The following is a 17088-nucleotide window of genomic DNA, read 5'->3' on the forward strand; positions in this document are numbered from 1 at the left end:
TTCACGTCTTTTATTATAAGGGGGATTATGATGACAGTTGTAATTGGATTAACAGGCGGCATTGCCAGTGGAAAAAGTACAGTATCAAAAATGTTTCAAGGTTTTCACATTCCAGTCATTGATGCGGATATTATTGCAAGGGAAGTTGTGGAGCCTGGTAAGGAAGCGTATAACGAAATTGTAAAAGCATTTGGAAAAGAAGTGCTTGAGGAAAATGGAGAATTAAATCGTCCAAAGCTGGGCGGCATTGTATTCCACAATGAAGAAAAACGATTGCTGTTAAATGGTATTGTGCATCCCGCTGTACGAAAGGAAATGAATGCACAAAAGGATCAATACATAAGAGGAAATGCGCAAGCGGTTGTGCTTGATATTCCACTTTTATTTGAGAGTAAATTAACAAGTCTTGTAGATCGAATTTTACTTGTTTATGTAGATAATGAGACGCAAATCACAAGATTAATGGAACGTAACAATTTTACAGAAGAAGAGGCAAAAGCGCGAATTGCTTCGCAAATGCCATTGCAAGAGAAAATAGCATTAGCAGATAAAGTAATGAATAATAATGGCACAATAGAAGAGACGAAAGCGCAATTGAGTAGCCTTTTAAAGGAATGGAACATTATTAAATAAAAAATTTGAAAATGATGAAATTGTTTAGTGACATATCTTCTTTTTGTGTTATACTATTATTGGGATTAGAGAGAAATAGTATAACGCAATCAAGGGGGATAACATATTATGATTCGTGTGGCAATTAATGGGTTTGGACGTATTGGGAGAATGGTGTTTCGTCAGGCAGTAAAAGAAAGCGCATTCGAAATTGTAGCGATTAATGCGAGCTACCCATCTGAAACGTTAGCACATTTAATTAAATATGATACAGTTCACGGTAAATTTGATGGTACAGTAGAAGCGTTTGAAGATCATTTATTAGTAGATGGTAAAATGATTCGCCTTTTAAACAACCGCGATCCAAAAGAATTGCCTTGGAAAGAGTTAGAAGTAGACATTGTAATTGAAGCGACAGGTAAGTTTAATTCCAAAGAAAAAGCAAGTCTTCATGTAGAAGCTGGTGCGAAAAACGTTATTTTAACTGCGCCAGGAAAAAATGAAGATGTAACAATTGTTGTTGGTGTAAACGACGAGCAACTTGATATTACAAAACATACCGTTATTTCAAATGCATCTTGTACAACAAACTGTTTAGCACCTGTTGTAAAGGTGTTAGATGAGCAGTTTGGAATTGAAAACGGTTTAATGACAACAGTTCATGCATACACAAATGACCAAAAAAATATTGATAATCCACATAAAGATTTACGCAGAGCTCGTGCATGCGGCCAGTCTATCATTCCGACAACAACAGGTGCTGCGAAAGCGTTAGCAAAAGTTCTTCCGCATTTAAATGGAAAACTTCATGGTATGGCACTTCGCGTTCCGACGCCAAATGTATCTCTTGTTGACTTAGTTGTAGATGTAAAACGCGACGTAACAGTGGAAGAGATTAATGAAGCATTTATGAATGTTGCGGGCGGTGCATTAAAAGGAATTGTCGCATTTAGCGATGAGCCGCTTGTTTCTATAGATTTTAATACAAATACGCACTCTGCAATCATTGATGGTTTATCTACAATGGTAATGGGCGAGCGAAAAGTAAAAGTACTTGCTTGGTACGATAACGAATGGGGTTATTCTCGTCGTGTTGTAGACCTTGTAAAGCTTGTTGTAGATCAATTTGCGAAACAAGAAAACGTACAACATATTTAATAGATGAGAAAAGGGCAGGCGTTAGCCTGTCCTTTTTTCTTTTTGTAATAGAAAAATATTACATATACTTTCTGTGTAAATCACTTAGAACAGCTATGGTTACTGTGATTTTGAATCTTTTCCTTTTTTTTAGAAAAGTAAAAGGGAAAGTGGAGTCGGAAAAATAAAAAAACTGTTGTTGCAAAATGAAAATAAACAAAGTATACTAACATTCGTAAACTTAAGAGCTGAGGTGGTAGTCACTACTTAAAGGGTTAGGACCTCTCTGGACTAACTTTCCCCCGTGGTAGTGGAGCAAGCCAAATTGCAAATTAGTTTTCAATTCGAACAGTTAAATTAAATTTACAAGGGGGAACTGTAGAATGGATACTATGGACACTATGGGTCGTCACGTAATCGCGGAACTTTGGGATTGCGATTTCGACAAGCTTAATGATATGCCTTATATTGAAAAATTATTTGTGGATGCAGCGCTTCGAGCAGGCGCTGAAGTGCGTGAGGTTGCTTTCCATAAATTTGCACCACAAGGTGTAAGTGGAGTTGTAATTATTTCTGAATCTCACTTAACAATTCATAGCTTTCCGGAGCATGGTTATGCAAGTATTGATGTATATACTTGTGGGGATCGCATTGATCCAAATGTTGCTGCGGAGTACATCGCTGAAGGCTTAGGAGCAAAGACGAGAGAAAGTATTGAACTTCCTCGCGGTACAGGTAGCTTCGAAATTAAGCAAAGAGAGACAAAAGCTCTTTAAAAAAGAAGATAATTGATTTAAAATGTAAAGAGGTGTATAATACACCTCTTTTTAGTTTATCCCGCTATTTGTGGGCAGTAATACTCCTACCTCAAAATTCAGCGAAAGCATTGTCCAGCTCTAGCGGCTAGAATCTCCGGCCGTTTCGCCCCCTCGGACGAGGCAAAAAGCGCCTCTCCGCCCTGTGCGTGGGCGTCCTGTGATTCTGAGCGAGCCGCTTCCGCTTTTCTTAAGAAGTTAGGTGGGAGATAAACTGTCCGTAAAAGCCCGATTGGTGAGGGCTGATTAAAGTTTCACTTTATATTGTATTACTCGTATATCTATTATATAAGAAGGAATTCGTTTATACATAAGTGTATGTAATCAAGTGCTTATAATATAGAAGAGAAAATTCTTGTTTAAAATGTTTTAGTTTTGTTAAGATAAAATTAAAGTGTAAAGGAGTGAACGGATTGCGCTGTCCATCCTGTTTTCACAATGGTACGAGAGTATTGGATTCACGTCCGGTTGACGAAGGACGATCAATTCGCAGAAGAAGAGAGTGCGAAAGTTGTCTCAATCGCTTTACAACATTTGAACGTGTCGAAGAGCCGCCGCTCATTGTTGTAAAAAAAGAAGGGACACGAGAAGAATTTAACAAAGAAAAAATTTTGCGTGGTTTAATTAAAGCGTGTGAAAAGCGACCTGTAACATTAAGACAATTAGAAGAAATCACGCAACATGTAGAACGGGAATTGCGTAACTTAGGAATGTCAGAAGTAAAAAGTGATATGATTGGTGAAATGGTCATGGAAGCGCTTCGTGACATTGATGATGTTGCATATGTGCGTTTTGCATCTGTTTATCGACAATTTAAAGATTTGAACGTATTTATTGAAGAGCTGAAAGATATTCTTCAAAAAGAACGAAAATAAAAGAGCTAGAAGCGTAAGCTATTAGCTCTTTTTTCACTCATAATGATAATAAGAATGGATGATAGAAAGGATTTGCAAGGATGGAAAGACAGTCATGGATGGAACTGTTGCCAATTGACCGTTATAAAGTAAGTGCAAGGGGGCTGCTCAGCAACTATGATCGTAAAGTGCTGACAATGTTATATCAACCACTAATTGGCAGTAAAGCTTTTAGCCTATATATGACGTTGTGGGGCGAGTTAGAGCAAGAGCGTTTATTTGGAAAAGAAAATACACATCATTCTATTATGGTAACAATGCAAATGCAGCTCCCGGATATTTATGAAGAACGTCTAAAGTTAGAGGCGATTGGACTTTTAAATGTGTATGTGAAAAAAGAAAAAGATATTCGCATGTTTATTTATGAGTTACGGCCACCGCTTATGCCAAAGCAATTTTTTGATGATATTGTATTAAGTATTTTTTTATATAACCGCTTAAGCAAGGCGAAATATAATCAAGTAAAGCAATATTTCTTAGAAGAAGAATTTGACTTTGCTTCATATGAAAATGTAACACGATCTTTTAATGATGTGTTTGGTTCTTTTAATCCAGGACAAGTTGAGCATGCCAAGGAAGAACTGCTTATACCAAATGCAACTGTGATGCCGAGCAGAGCAGAGGGGAATGCGCCGCAAATTTGGAATGATTTCTTTGATTTTTCATTATTTGTAGAAGGATTATCCGCGCTTGTGCCGCGCAGAGCAATTACGGATCAGATGCGTGAATGTGTGATTATATTAGCTTACGTATACGGCATTGATCCGTTATCCATGCAAAATATTGTTCTTGGCGCTGTTACGGAGCATAATACAATTGATATGGAACGATTGCGAAAAGGTGCGCGTGATTGGTACCAATTTGAGAATGGACAGGCACTTCCTAAGTTTAGTGAGCGGACGCAGCCATTGCATGCACGGACGATGAAGGAGAAAGAACCGACAACACAAGAAGAGATGCTCATTAAACAGCTAGAAGAAATTTCACCAAGAGAGTTATTAAGAGAAATTTCGGGCGGGGCTGAGCCGACGAAGACGGATTTGCAAATTATTGAAGACGTTATGTTGAGTCAGAAATTAACGCCAGGTGTTGTAAATGTACTTATTTATTATGTCATGCTTCGTTCTGATATGAAGTTAGCGAAATCGTATGTAGAGAAAATTGCCGGACACTGGGCCCGTAAAAAGATTACAACAGTAACGGAAGCGATGGGACTTGCGAAAGAGGAAAATCGTCAATATCAAGAATGGGCAGAAACAAAGAAAAAAGGAAGAGCAACGAAGAAAACGGTCCGTAAAGAACTTGTGCCAGACTGGTTAAAGGAACAAACAGAAGATAGCGAGCCATCACATCGCAGTGAAGAACAGGGAAAATTAGAAGAAGAGCGTAAAAAGTTAGAGGAAGAGCTGAAAAAATATAAGCGAAACTAATAGAGGCGAGCGCCCTTTGAGGTGAAAAAATGGAACCAATTCAAAATACATTTGCGAAGTTAATGCAAAATGAAAATTTTAAAAATAGATATGAAGTACTAAAAGAAGAGGTAATGGCGCATCCGTGTGTAAAAGCATTTATAGAAGAACATCAAGGTGAAGTAACAACGACGATGATTGAGCGCAGCCTTGTGAAGCTATATGAGTACATTGGGCAAAGCGTTGGATGTAAAGATTGTCCGAACTTAGAATCATGTAAAAACATGATTCAAGGGTACGAACCTAAGCTTATTATTCAAGGGAAGATGATTGATATTCAATACGATCGCTGTGTGAGAAAAGTGGCTTATGATGAGCGGAAAAAGCATGAGAAACTGATTCAAAGTGTATATATGCCAAGCGATATTTTGCAAGCTTCGATGGAAAATTTAGATCCATCTGATTTAGAACCACGTATTCAAGCGATTCGTGCTGCAAATGAATTTTTAAGTGAATATGAGGTAGGGAAAAAAGTGCAGGCACTCTATTTCTACGGATCATTTGGAGTAGGAAAAACATATCTTTTAGGGGCAATTGCCAATGAACTAGCACTGCGCAAAATTAGTTCTATGATTGTCTACTTACCAGAATTTTTGCGTGAAATTAAAAGTTCATTGCAAAATAATACAATAAGCGAAAAAATTGATGCGGTAAAACGTGTTCCGGTACTCATGTTAGATGATATTGGAGCGGAAGCGATGTCAAGCTTTGTGCGCGATGATGTACTGGGGGCTATTTTACAATTCCGTATGCTGGAGAACTTACCGACGTTTTTCACATCTAACTTTGATTTTAAGCAGCTCGAGCATCATTTAACGTATACACAGCGCGGAGAAGAAGAAGAAATGAAAGCAGCTCGCATTATGGAGCGTATTAAATATTTAGCAAAGCCGATTCCTATTGGCGGGAAAAACCGCCGTCATACGTAAAGAGCAAGCAGCGAGCTTGCTCTTTTTTCGTAAAAAAAAGGCTGAAAAGCATTTTTTTAAATGGTCGAGAGGGACTGTCTATGTATGGTAGCGGTCAGTGCCTATTTCTGCCACGTGCAAAGTTTTAAAACAAAGAGAAGTGTCCGTTTTTATCCCGCTATTCGTGGGCAGTAAGACCCCCACCTCAAGATTCAGAGAGAAACGTTGTCCAGCTCTAGCGGCTAGAATCTCCGGTCGTTTCGCCCCCTCGGACGAGGCAAAAAGCACCTCTCTGTCAGGGGCTCCAATGTCCTGCGATTCTGAGCGAGCCGCTTCCGCTTTTCTAAAGAAGATAGGTGGGGGATAACTGCCCGTAAAAGCCCGATTGGGTGGGCTAACCATCAGTTGGAGATGAAAAAACTCTCCACTGATGGAAGTTTCACTTTATCTTCGTGGCAGTAATCTATGTGCTGAAAAGTATTTTCTTAGTAAAATTACACAATGAAAATAGCTTATGAATATAAAAAAATTCATATTAGCTTGTATCATTTTTTGTACATCTCCCTAATATATATGGAAATAGCAAGAATTATAAAAGGGGGGACAAAAGTGATTGAAATCTGCTTCGAAGAAAAAAATGATGCTATTGTTATATATAAAGAGCTTAAAAAAAGAACAGATTATATATATGAAGAAATAAGCATTTATTTGTACGAACAAATGGTAATTGTGCATATACCAATACAAGAGTCGCGATATATTGATAAAGTGGTTATTCCTGTATTTGTGCAATATATTATCAACACAAAACAAGATGAATGGATAAGTGCGATTTTAAAAGATAAATTTTATTACGAAGAGCGGGAAGAACGAAATCAAATTTTACATATGACTCATTCTATTTTAAAAGGGAAACGAAAAGGATTAATAGATGCACCTTCGAAGGAAAGAGGGAAAGAATTGGTGCTTTCTTCTTTACAAGGATGGATGTGCGATGCAATGTCGTTTTCGTTTGGAGCATATATTCGTTTTCGCTTGAGAAAGTACAATGAATTTTTATATCGAACGGCGGAGATGGCGATCGATGAATATAAGTTAGAACAGGAATATCAAATGTTCGTAGAAACACTTCGCCAACAAGTAAGCAGTCGGAAATCACGTTTATCTTGTTTGCATCTCGTGTTTAATGATAGTTGTATCTTTTATGATGAAAAGGGGCGACGTTTAAAAGAAGAAAAACTTGTTCAGTATATAGAAGAAGAATTACTCTCTCAAAAAGATGTATACATTGATCCGAACATTATGGCACCGCTTCTGTCAATCGCGCCTAAAAAAATTCATCTGTATACGAAAGAACAAGACCATAATATGATTGTAACGATTCAAAATGTATTTCAAGAGAGAGTGCAGTTATATGCGCTTCATGAATTTGAAAAGAATGTGACAAAATTTAAAAATAGAGGGAACGCTCTTGATTTTCTAAATTTTTGAGCATATAATTACGTACATACACGAAAATACATCAAAATGTTACGATGAGGACATGAGTAGTTATCTACGATTTTCAGAGAGAGAAGCCTTAGGCTGTGAGCTTCTTAATACGAGATTATTGCTTACCACCTCTGAACTTCAGCAGTGAACGAATGTCTAGTAATTGCTGACGGCAAGTGCCGTTATCATGAACTTGAGCAGTTAACAATGTGTTAGCTGGAACAAGGGTGGAACCACGAATTCAACACTCGTCCCTTTTTATAGGGATGGGTGTTTTTTATTTTGACTATGAAAAAGGAGTGACTAAAGATGGCAGATGTAGTAAAAATTACATTTCCAGACGGAGCTGTGAAGGAGTTTCCAAAAGGAACAACAACTGAAGACATTGCTGTTTCTATTAGCCCTGGCTTAAAGAAAAAAGCGATTGCAGGGAAATTAAATGAAGAAATGGTAGACTTACGTACACCGATTGAGCAAGATGGTGCAATTTCTATCGTTACATTAGATTCTGAAGATGGGCTATACATTTTACGCCACTCAACAGCTCACTTATTAGCGCAAGCATTAAAGCGTTTATATAAAGATGTGAAGCTTGGAATTGGGCCTGTAATTGAAAATGGCTTCTATTACGATATCGATATGGAAGAAGCAATCACAGTTGAAGATTTCTCGAAAATCGAAAAAGAAATGCAAAAAATCGTAAATGAGAATCTTGAGATTGCTCGCCATGAAGTACCACGTGCTGAAGCGCTTCGTCGTTATGAAGAAATTGGCGACGAGCTAAAATTAGAATTGATTAACGATCTTCCAGAAGATGCGGTTATTTCAATTTATGAACAAGGCGAATTCTTCGACCTTTGCCGCGGAATTCACCTTCCATCTACAGGGAAAATTAAAGTATTTAAACTGTTAAGCGTTGCTGGTGCTTACTGGCGCGGTGATAGCAATAATAAAATGCTGCAACGTATTTACGGTACTGCATTCGTAAAAAAAGCAGAATTAGATGAGCACTTACGTATGCTTGAAGAAGCGAAAGAGCGTGATCATCGTAAATTAGGTAAAGAGTTAAAGCTATTTACAAATAGCCAAAAAGTAGGACAAGGTTTACCGCTTTGGTTACCAAAAGGTGCAACAGTCCGCCGTATTATCGAGCGTTACATTGTTGATAAAGAAGTAAGCTTAGGATACGATCACGTATATACTCCAGTACTAGGAAGCCGAGAGCTTTATGAGACTTCTGGTCACTGGAATCACTACCGAGATGGCATGTTCCCATCAATGGAAATGGATAATGAGGAATTGGTACTTCGTCCAATGAACTGTCCTCACCATATGATGGTGTACAAAAACGATATCCACAGTTATCGTGAATTACCAATCCGTATTGCGGAGCTTGGAACAATGCATCGTTATGAAATGTCTGGTGCGCTATCTGGATTACAACGTGTACGCGGGATGACTTTAAATGATGCGCACATTTTCGTTCGTCCAGACCAAATTAAAGAAGAATTCAAACGCGTTGTAAACTTAACTTTAGAAGTATACAAAGACTTCGATTTAGAAGATTATTCATTCCGTTTATCTTATCGTGATCCAGAGGATACTGAAAAGTATTTTGATGACGATGAAATGTGGGAAAAAGCACAATCAATGTTAAAAGAAGCTATGGATGAAATGGGTCTTGATTACTATGAAGCAGAAGGTGAAGCGGCATTCTATGGTCCGAAACTTGACGTACAAGTTCGCACTGCGCTTGGAAAAGACGAAACACTTTCAACTATACAATTAGACTTCTTACTTCCAGAACGCTTTGAATTAACTTACATCGGTGAAGACGGTAAGCAGCATCGTCCAGTTGTTATTCACCGCGGTGTTGTATCAACTATGGAACGTTTTGTTTCCTTCTTAATCGAAGAATACAAAGGTGCATTCCCAACTTGGTTAGCGCCGGTTCAAGTACAAGTAATTCCAGTTTCTCCGCAAGTACATTTAGACTATGCGAAGAAAGTACAAGAAGAATTACAACGTGCTGGCATCCGTGTTGAAGTGGATACTCGTGACGAGAAAATTGGTTACAAAATCCGTGAGGCACAAATGCAAAAAATTCCGTATATGCTTGTAGTAGGTGACAATGAAGTTGCTGAAACTGGTGTAAACGTCCGTAAATACGGTGAACAAAAATCAGAAACAATCTCATTAGATGCATTCGTTGACCTAATTAAGGTTGAAGGAAAACGATAAGAAAAAGTCGCGGCTTGTCCGCGGCTTTTTTGTGCATTTTTAATTGGTAATAAGAACCAAAGCTCGCTTTATATAAAAAAATGTTGCATGTATTCATTTTGTTTGTTACAATATTTTTTGTTGTTACTTAAGAAGCAGGACTTCTTGACATGCATTACGTCCTATGGTAAAATCATCAAGGATAATTGAATACGGATTTGTGGAACAAGTAGAAGCACCCGCTTCTCACCTGATTGACGCGAGAGCAGTTGACAGGTAAGTATTTCTTATTAGAGATATTATAAGTGTGGGTGTCCTATGCCTGCACTTTTTTGTTTGGGTTCTGCCTTCCCAAAACGTATTCCCATAAAACCTTGGAGGTGGCTTACTATTAGCAAGGACATGATGATTAACGAGCAAATTCGTGCACGTGAAGTACGTTTAGTTGGTGCAAATGGTGATCAACTTGGAATTAAGTCTCGTCAAGAAGCATTAGATATGGCTGCGAACGTAAATCTTGATCTAGTATTAGTTGCTCCAAATGCGAAACCACCAGTATGCCGTATTATGGACTACGGAAAATTCCGCTTTGAGCAACAAAAGAAAGAAAAAGAGCAGCGTAAAAATCAAAAAATCATTAGTATGAAAGAAGTTCGTTTAAGTCCAACAATTGATGAACATGACTTTAACACAAAACTTCGCAATGCTATTAAATTCTTGGAGAAAGGCGACAAAGTTAAGGCGTCTATTCGCTTTAAAGGTCGTGCTATTACTCATAAAGAAATCGGTCAACGTGTTTTAGATCGCTTCTCTGAAGCTTGTGCTGAAGTTAGTACAATTGAATCTAAGCCAAAAATGGAAGGACGCAGTATGTTCTTAGTTTTAGCACCGAAAAATGATAAGTAATAAATAGAGGAGGAAATCACTATGCCTAAACAGAAAACTCACCGCGGCGCTGCAAAGCGTTTCAAAAAAACAGGATCTGGTAAACTAAAGCGTTCTCACGCTTACACAAGCCACTTATTCGCTAACAAATCTACAAAAGCTAAACGTAAATTACGTAAAGCTGGTGTAGTAAGCGCTGGTGACTTCAAACGTATTCGTCAAATGCTTGACAACATGTAATTCATATTTTGTTCAGATAGATATCTAGGAGGGAAATAATATGCCAAGAGTAAAAGGTGGTACGGTTACTCGTAAACGTCGTAAAAAAATTATTAAATTAGCAAAAGGTTACTACGGTTCTAAACATACATTATACAAAGTTGCTAACCAACAAGTAATGAAATCTTTAATGTATGCGTTCCGTGACCGTCGTCAAAAGAAACGTGACTTCCGTAAACTATGGATCACTCGTATTAACGCAGCTGCTCGTATGAACGGTCTTTCTTACAGCCGTTTAATGAACGGTCTTAAGCTTGCTGGTATCGAAGTAAACCGCAAAATGCTTGCTGACCTAGCTGTTCACGATGCAAAAGCTTTCGCTGAATTAGCAACAGCTGCTAAAACTGCATTAAACAACTAATTGTTGATAAATCCTTAGGACATTGCTCCTAAGGATTTTTTTATTGAATCGCGTCACCTTCATAAAATTAACGATACAATTGCTGAAATGGAAGAAGGAAAGATTAATGGCCGTGTTTGAGCATAAAAATTTCAATAATATAAAAGAATAAACATAAAAAATCGGAGAGGTTCTCTGGCTTTTTATGTTTATTTATCCCGCATTAACGGGCTGTAATACTCCCCCTCAAAATTCAGTAAAAGCATTGTCCAGCTCTAGCGGCTAGAATCTCCGGCCGTTTTGCCCCCTTGGACGAGGCAAAAAGCGCCTCGTCCAAGGGGGCGTGGGCGTCCTGCGATTCTGAGCGAGCCGCTTCCGCTTTTCTTAAGAAGTTAGGCGGGAGATAAACTGCCCGTAAAAGCCCGATTGGTGAGGGCTGATAATCAGTGGGGGATGAAGAAAACCCCCACTGATTAAAGTTTCACTTTATATACAAGGAAATTTAAAATACGACATCTGTTTTGGAGAGGCGAGAGCATCTGGCCGCGTGCGAGGTTTCAAACAAAGGAAGACAGTAAGTACGGGTCATGTTGTACTTTGTATAGCAACGATTTATACGTCGGAAAATAAAAATAGATATAAAATATGCTGCGAAAAGGGTGCTTGACTTTAGATAATCTTGTCTTTCCACACGAAACTGACACTGTTATAATGTAAGAATATAACGTGGTTATTTGTTTATATTTACCATTAGAATGGAGCAATATCGAGTAATTTTATTCGATATTGAAGGAGGAGTACGTTTTGGATTTACTACAACTATTTAAATTACAAAAAGAATTAGATGATCGTATTACGAAAGAACATAATCTAGAGCCGAAAAAATTATTAAAAGAAAAAATGCTAGCGCTTCTTGTAGAAATTGGTGAACTTGCAAATGAAACACGCTGCTTTAAATATTGGAGTAACAAACCAGCATCTGAGCGTCAAGTTGTACTAGAAGAGTACGTAGATGGACTGCATTTTATTTTATCTATTGGAATCGATTTAGGAATTGATAAAAATTTCTTGTTTTATAAATGTGCACTAACAAATAAAACGCAAGTAGAAATTTTCTTAGATGTATATGCGAAAGCAATTCGTTTTAATGAGCAGCCATCTATTACAAATTATATTGAATTGTTTACGAGCTATCTTCGTTTAGGACAAGCGCTTGATTTTGGTCAAGAAGAGATTGAGAAAGCATATTTGGATAAAAACGAAGTGAATCATCAACGTCAAACAGAAGGGTATTGATGAATTTTTTTGAACATTATTTTCCTCTCTTGTATAATTGATGGGATGAAGAAAAAGGAGGACATTGTCTAATGACAAAACTAGATGCGACATTGACGATGCTAAAAGAATTAACAGATGCACGCGGGATTGCTGGAAATGAACGTGAGCCGCGTGAGGTAATGAAGAAATATATCGCACCGTTTGCTGATGAAGTATCAACAGATAACTTAGGAAGCTTAGTTGCGAAAAAAATTGGTGACGGCAATGGTCCAAAAATTATGGTAGCCGGTCATTTAGATGAAGTCGGTTTTATGATTACGCAAATTGATGATAAAGGTTTCTTGCGTTTTCAAACAGTTGGCGGCTGGTGGTCACAAGTTATGTTAGCGCAGCGCGTAACAATTGTTACGAGTAAAGGTGATGTAACGGGTGTCATTGGTTCCAAACCACCGCACATTTTACCAGTTGAAGTACGTAAAAAGCCAGTTGATATTAAAGATATGTTTATTGATATTGGTGCTTCTAGTAAAGAAGAAGCACTGGAGTGGGGCATACGCCCGGGAGATCAAGTTGTACCATATTTCGAATTCCAAGTAATGAAAAACGAAAAAATGTTACTTGCGAAAGCATGGGATAATCGCATTGGCTGCGCAATCGCAATCGATGTTTTAAAACAATTAAAAGATGAAAAACATCCAAATATTGTATACGGTGTTGGAACTGTACAAGAAGAGGTAGGTCTTCGCGGAGCGAAAACATCTGCATATTATATTCAACCTGATATCGCATTTGCAGTAGATGTTGGAATTGCTGGTGATACACCAGGAGTAAGCGAAAAAGAAGCACAAGGAAAAATGGGTGATGGCCCACAAATTATTTTATACGATGCATCTATCGTTGGGCATAAAGGTCTTCGTGACTTCGTTGTTGGCGTAGCAGATGAATTAAATATTCCGTATCAATATGATGCTCTTCCTGGCGGCGGAACGGATGCAGGAGCAATCCATATTTCTGTGGACGGTATTCCGGCGATGGCAATTACAATTGCAACTCGCTATATTCATTCTCATGCGGCAATGTTGCATCGTGATGATTATGAAAATACAGTGAAGTTAATTGTAGAAGTTGTGAAACGTCTTGATACTGAGGCTGTACATAACATTACATTTGATTAATAGAAAAAAGAGCGAGAGGGCATTTCTTTCGCTCTTTTTTATTTAAATGACTCTTCTAATCCTGCTGCTGTATATGGACCTAAAATAATCAAACGAGCTAGCTGCAGGGCCATATAATGAGGGGAATATGGCATATTTTGTTTTAGCCATGAAATGATCATTCCTAAATGTGCACCTGTTACATAACTAATAAGGATGTCACGCGGTACAACTAATTTATCTTCATTTGGTTGTGAAATAGAAAGGCTAAGAAGTAAATTCGTTTGAATGGCTTTCATCATTCGAGAGGAAAACTTCGGAATCCCATTCTCTCCAAGCATCACTTGATAAAAGAAAGCATTCTCAGCAATATGACTAAACAAAGATAGAAAGACAGGGTGAGGAGTATCAAGGGTAAGTTTAAACTCACTCTTATCTAATTCTTTCGGTTTGAGAATGTCTGCAAATGTTGCTAACATTTCTTCGGTGCTTTTGTCTAGTAGGTCATATTTGTCATAATAATGGCTATAAAAGGTCGCGCGGTTGACAGTTGCCTTTTCAGCAATATCTTGAACTGTAATGCTATCGAACCCTTTTTCATGTATTAAAGATATAAGGGCATCACGTATTGCTTGTCTCGTTCGTTTTACGCGTGGATCGTTTGAGTTTTTAATAGACATTTTCGTTCTCCTTGCTGAATTTTATTCACTTAACCAACACATGTTTAGTAAAGTGTTGGTTAAACAACATACATACTCAAATTGTTGGTTGTAGATTCAAAATAATTATTTATAATTATAAACGATATTCCTTTAGAAAACAGCACCACTCGCATGCAGATAAAAAGACTGTTTTGTCATGCAAAAGGTGTGCTTTTTTTGGTTAATTGTTAATATAATTAACAATTAAAGAGTATAAACAAAAGGGATATAAATAGTTTAGAAAAAAATTATATGCGATATAAGGAGAGGAAAGCAATGAATCAGTTTCGAAGAATGATAATTATCAACATTATCACATTGATTGTATTAGTTGGCGGCGGATTTGCTGGTTACTATTATTACAATCAATCAACAAATTATTTAAAAACGGACAATGCAAAAATTGATGGGAAAGTTGTCCCTATCGCATCTCCAGTTGCAGGGAAATTAACAGACTGGAAAGCGGAAGTAGGAAAAAGTTATAATGCTGGTGATAAAGTAGGTTCTGTAATGAGTAACGCTGGGGGTACTGCACAAGAAGTAGATGTTACAGTTCCAGCAAATGCAACGCTTGTTCAATCAAACGCAACGCAAGATTCTTATATTGCGCCGGGAACACCGCTTGCATATGCCTATAATATGAGTGATTTATGGGTAACGGCAAATATTAAAGAAACAGAAATCGACAGCATTCAAAAAGGGCAAGACGTAGATGTATATGTAGATGCATATCCTGATACAACGTTAACAGGGAAAGTAGAGCAAATTGGTTTAACAACAGCAAATACATTCTCTATGTTACCATCTAGCAACGCAACAGCGAACTATACGAAAGTAACACAAGTTGTTCCTGTTAAAATTTCATTAAGTCATAGCAAATCATTAAATATTGTCCCAGGCATGAATGTCACAGTTCGGATTCATAAGTAAGGGGGAATGAAATATGTCCTCGATCTTTATTGTAGGATACGCTCTTTTATGTATTGTCGTGTTCATTATTGTAAATCTTGTTTTTAGAAAAAAAGGAAAAAGGATAGAAGAGCCAGTTCGAGCACAAGGGATTTCAGATAATAAAAAAGAGGCAGTAGGAAAACAAGAAATACCTGAAGTTACGGAAGAAGAAACAATTGAAAAACAAGAACAACCAAAACGAGAACAATCAAAACAAGAACAACCAGAACAAGAACAATCAAAACAAGAACAAAAAGCAGAAGGCACAAAGCAGAAAGCTTCTCGTTCCCAAACGGTGCTCCCTGAATTTAACGTAAAAGTCGTCTTAGCTGTTCTTATTTTCGGAATGTTCGTTTCGATTTTAAATCAAACGTTAATTAACGTTGCTTTGCCAGCATTAATGAATGAATTTAATGTATCGACATCTACAGCACAGTGGCTTACAACAGGATTTATGCTGGTGAACGGGGTATTAGTGCCAATTAGCGCATTTTTAGTCTCGCGGTTTACGTACCGAAACTTATTTCTCGCGGCTATGCTGTTCTTTACAGCAGGTTCGATGATTTGTGCGGTATCTGGAAGCTTTACGATGATGATGACAGGACGTGTTGTTCAAGCGGTTGGTGCTGGTATTTTAATGCCGGTCGGAATGAATATTTTCATGACACTCTTCCCGCCTCATAAACGCGGGGCTGCGATGGGGCTGCTTGGTATTGCAATGATTTTAGGACCTGCCATTGGGCCAACACTTACAGGATGGGTTATTGAAAACTATACATGGAATGTGATGTTCTATGCGATGTTTATCATTGGTTTAATTATTATCGTATTAGCACTAAAATATTTTACGCTAAAACAGCCTGTGACTAAGGCGACACTAGATACTTTTGGTGTGATTGCTTCTAGTATTGGACTTGGAAGCTTACTATATGGTTTTAGTGAGGCAGGAAATAACGGTTGGAGTAGTATGGAAGTTATCATTGCAATTGTCATTGGTATCATCGGACTAAGTCTATTCATCTGGAGACAGTTAACGTCTGACAATAAAATGTTAGACCTTCGTGTATTCAGCTATTCTGCATTTACTTCGACGCTTTTAATCAATGTCGTTGTTACGATGGCATTATATGGCGGGATGCTATTACTTCCTGTATATTTACAAAACATCCGTGGATTTACACCGATTGATTCAGGATTACTCCTTCTTCCAGGATCTTTAATCATGGGAATGATGGGGCCATTTGCCGGGAAATTATTTGATAGATACGGCATTCGACCACTTGCTATTTTTGGATTAATCCTTACAACATATGCAACATATCAATTTACACATTTATCGTTAGAGACGCCTTATAGTGAAATTATGAGAGACTATATTATTCGTTCGTTTGGGATGTCCTTTATCATGATGCCAATCATGACAGCGGGAATGAATGCTCTGCCAATGAAACTTATCTCTCATGGAACGGCAACGCAAAATACATCAAGACAAGTTGCAGGCTCCATTGGAACTGCGCTTTTAATCACAATTATGACGCAGCAAACGACAAATCATGTGGCAGATTACGCAAATGCAATTACAACAACAAACCCGATTATCGTAGGCAAACTATCGCAAATGGGACAAAGCGTTGCTGCAATGACAGGATCAGCTCAAGCAGGAAATGCATTAAGTTCACAAATGCTATTCGGGCAAGTTTCGAAGTTATCCGTCATTAACGGAATTAATGATGCATTCTGGATTGCAACGATCTTAACGGCTATTGCATTAGTCTTATCATTTTTCTTAAAACCAGGAAATAAGGCGAACAGAAAAGCAGAGAGATGATCTCTGCTTTTTTGTGTTTTTACTATTTTAAACGACGAAAATTTATAAGTGTAATGAACCTATATAAATATAAGTTGAAAAAAACGATATAAAAAACCTCTTTTTT

Annotated in this window: 16 protein-coding genes and 2 other annotated features; of the genes, 15 read left to right on the plus strand and 1 reads right to left on the minus strand. The window is 37.7% G+C overall.

What is annotated here, in order from left to right; genetic code table 11:
* The first annotated feature begins 30 nt into the window (after positions 1–30).
* From coaE to MR076_RS08815, 13 genes are all read left to right on the plus strand, one after another.
* Positions 31–633: a dephospho-CoA kinase gene (gene coaE / locus MR076_RS08755; protein ID WP_242219729.1), complete on the plus strand. Its 603-nt coding sequence runs from the start codon at positions 31–33 to the stop codon at positions 631–633.
* Between the two features lie 108 nt (positions 634–741).
* Positions 742–1770 carry a glyceraldehyde-3-phosphate dehydrogenase gene (locus tag MR076_RS08760; protein ID WP_242219732.1) on the plus strand — a complete coding sequence of 343 codons (1029 nt, stop codon included), beginning with the start codon at positions 742–744 and terminating at the stop codon, positions 1768–1770.
* A 371-nt stretch (positions 1771–2141) separates the two neighbouring features.
* Entirely contained in the window at positions 2142–2525 is a 384-nt protein-coding gene (speD, locus tag MR076_RS08765; protein ID WP_170857660.1) for an adenosylmethionine decarboxylase, read from the plus strand.
* A 452-nt stretch (positions 2526–2977) separates the two neighbouring features.
* Positions 2978–3439, plus strand: coding sequence for a transcriptional regulator NrdR (gene nrdR, locus MR076_RS08770; protein ID WP_242219733.1), 462 nt, complete (start codon positions 2978–2980; stop codon positions 3437–3439).
* An 80-nt stretch (positions 3440–3519) separates the two neighbouring features.
* A complete protein-coding gene (locus MR076_RS08775) occupies positions 3520–4908 on the plus strand; it encodes a replication initiation and membrane attachment family protein (RefSeq protein WP_242219735.1) in 1389 nt (462 codons plus the stop codon).
* Between the two features lie 29 nt (positions 4909–4937).
* The gene (dnaI, locus tag MR076_RS08780) at positions 4938–5876 is read left to right on the plus strand and encodes a primosomal protein DnaI (RefSeq protein ID WP_242219737.1); all 939 of its coding nucleotides are present in this window, start codon (positions 4938–4940) and stop codon (positions 5874–5876) included.
* Positions 5877–6464: 588 nt separating this feature from the next.
* Positions 6465–7346 carry a putative sporulation protein YtxC gene (gene ytxC, locus MR076_RS08785; RefSeq protein WP_242219740.1) on the plus strand — a complete coding sequence of 294 codons (882 nt, stop codon included), beginning with the start codon at positions 6465–6467 and terminating at the stop codon, positions 7344–7346.
* Between the two features lie 32 nt (positions 7347–7378).
* Positions 7379–7605 (plus strand) — a binding site (T-box leader).
* Positions 7606–7655: 50 nt separating this feature from the next.
* A complete protein-coding gene (gene thrS, locus MR076_RS08790; RefSeq protein ID WP_242219742.1) occupies positions 7656–9587 on the plus strand; it encodes a threonine--tRNA ligase in 1932 nt (643 codons plus the stop codon).
* Between the two features lie 200 nt (positions 9588–9787).
* Positions 9788–9906: a sequence feature (ribosomal protein L20 leader region), on the plus strand.
* A gap of 62 nt (positions 9907–9968) precedes the next feature.
* Positions 9969–10472, plus strand: coding sequence for a translation initiation factor IF-3 (gene infC, locus MR076_RS08795; protein ID WP_020060081.1), 504 nt, complete (start codon positions 9969–9971; stop codon positions 10470–10472).
* A 21-nt stretch (positions 10473–10493) separates the two neighbouring features.
* Positions 10494–10691: a 50S ribosomal protein L35 gene (gene rpmI, locus MR076_RS08800; protein ID WP_020060080.1), complete on the plus strand. Its 198-nt coding sequence runs from the start codon at positions 10494–10496 to the stop codon at positions 10689–10691.
* A 40-nt stretch (positions 10692–10731) separates the two neighbouring features.
* Positions 10732–11091, plus strand: coding sequence for a 50S ribosomal protein L20 (rplT, locus tag MR076_RS08805; RefSeq protein ID WP_035431729.1), 360 nt, complete (start codon positions 10732–10734; stop codon positions 11089–11091).
* 783 nt (positions 11092–11874) lie between these two features.
* A complete protein-coding gene (locus MR076_RS08810; RefSeq protein WP_090916430.1) occupies positions 11875–12366 on the plus strand; it encodes a dUTP diphosphatase in 492 nt (163 codons plus the stop codon).
* A gap of 71 nt (positions 12367–12437) precedes the next feature.
* Positions 12438–13523 (plus strand): M42 family metallopeptidase, encoded by a 1086-nt coding sequence (locus MR076_RS08815; RefSeq protein ID WP_242219744.1) that lies wholly within the window; start codon positions 12438–12440, stop codon positions 13521–13523.
* 38 nt (positions 13524–13561) lie between these two features.
* On the opposite strand, the gene MR076_RS08820 is transcribed toward MR076_RS08815, so the two are convergent.
* A complete protein-coding gene (locus tag MR076_RS08820) occupies positions 13562–14182 on the minus strand; it encodes a TetR/AcrR family transcriptional regulator (protein ID WP_242219747.1) in 621 nt (206 codons plus the stop codon).
* A gap of 297 nt (positions 14183–14479) precedes the next feature.
* Between MR076_RS08820 and MR076_RS08825 the strand changes: the two genes are divergently transcribed.
* Positions 14480–15133: an HlyD family secretion protein gene (locus tag MR076_RS08825; protein WP_242219749.1), complete on the plus strand. Its 654-nt coding sequence runs from the start codon at positions 14480–14482 to the stop codon at positions 15131–15133.
* Positions 15134–15146: 13 nt separating this feature from the next.
* Entirely contained in the window at positions 15147–16982 is a 1836-nt protein-coding gene (locus tag MR076_RS08830; RefSeq protein WP_242219751.1) for a DHA2 family efflux MFS transporter permease subunit, read from the plus strand.
* Positions 16983–17088: the final 106 nt, after the last annotated feature.

It is taken from the genome of Bacillus cereus group sp. BfR-BA-01380, assembly GCF_022663535.1.
GTDB classification, from domain to species: domain Bacteria; phylum Bacillota; class Bacilli; order Bacillales; family Bacillaceae_G; genus Bacillus_A; species Bacillus_A cereus_BB.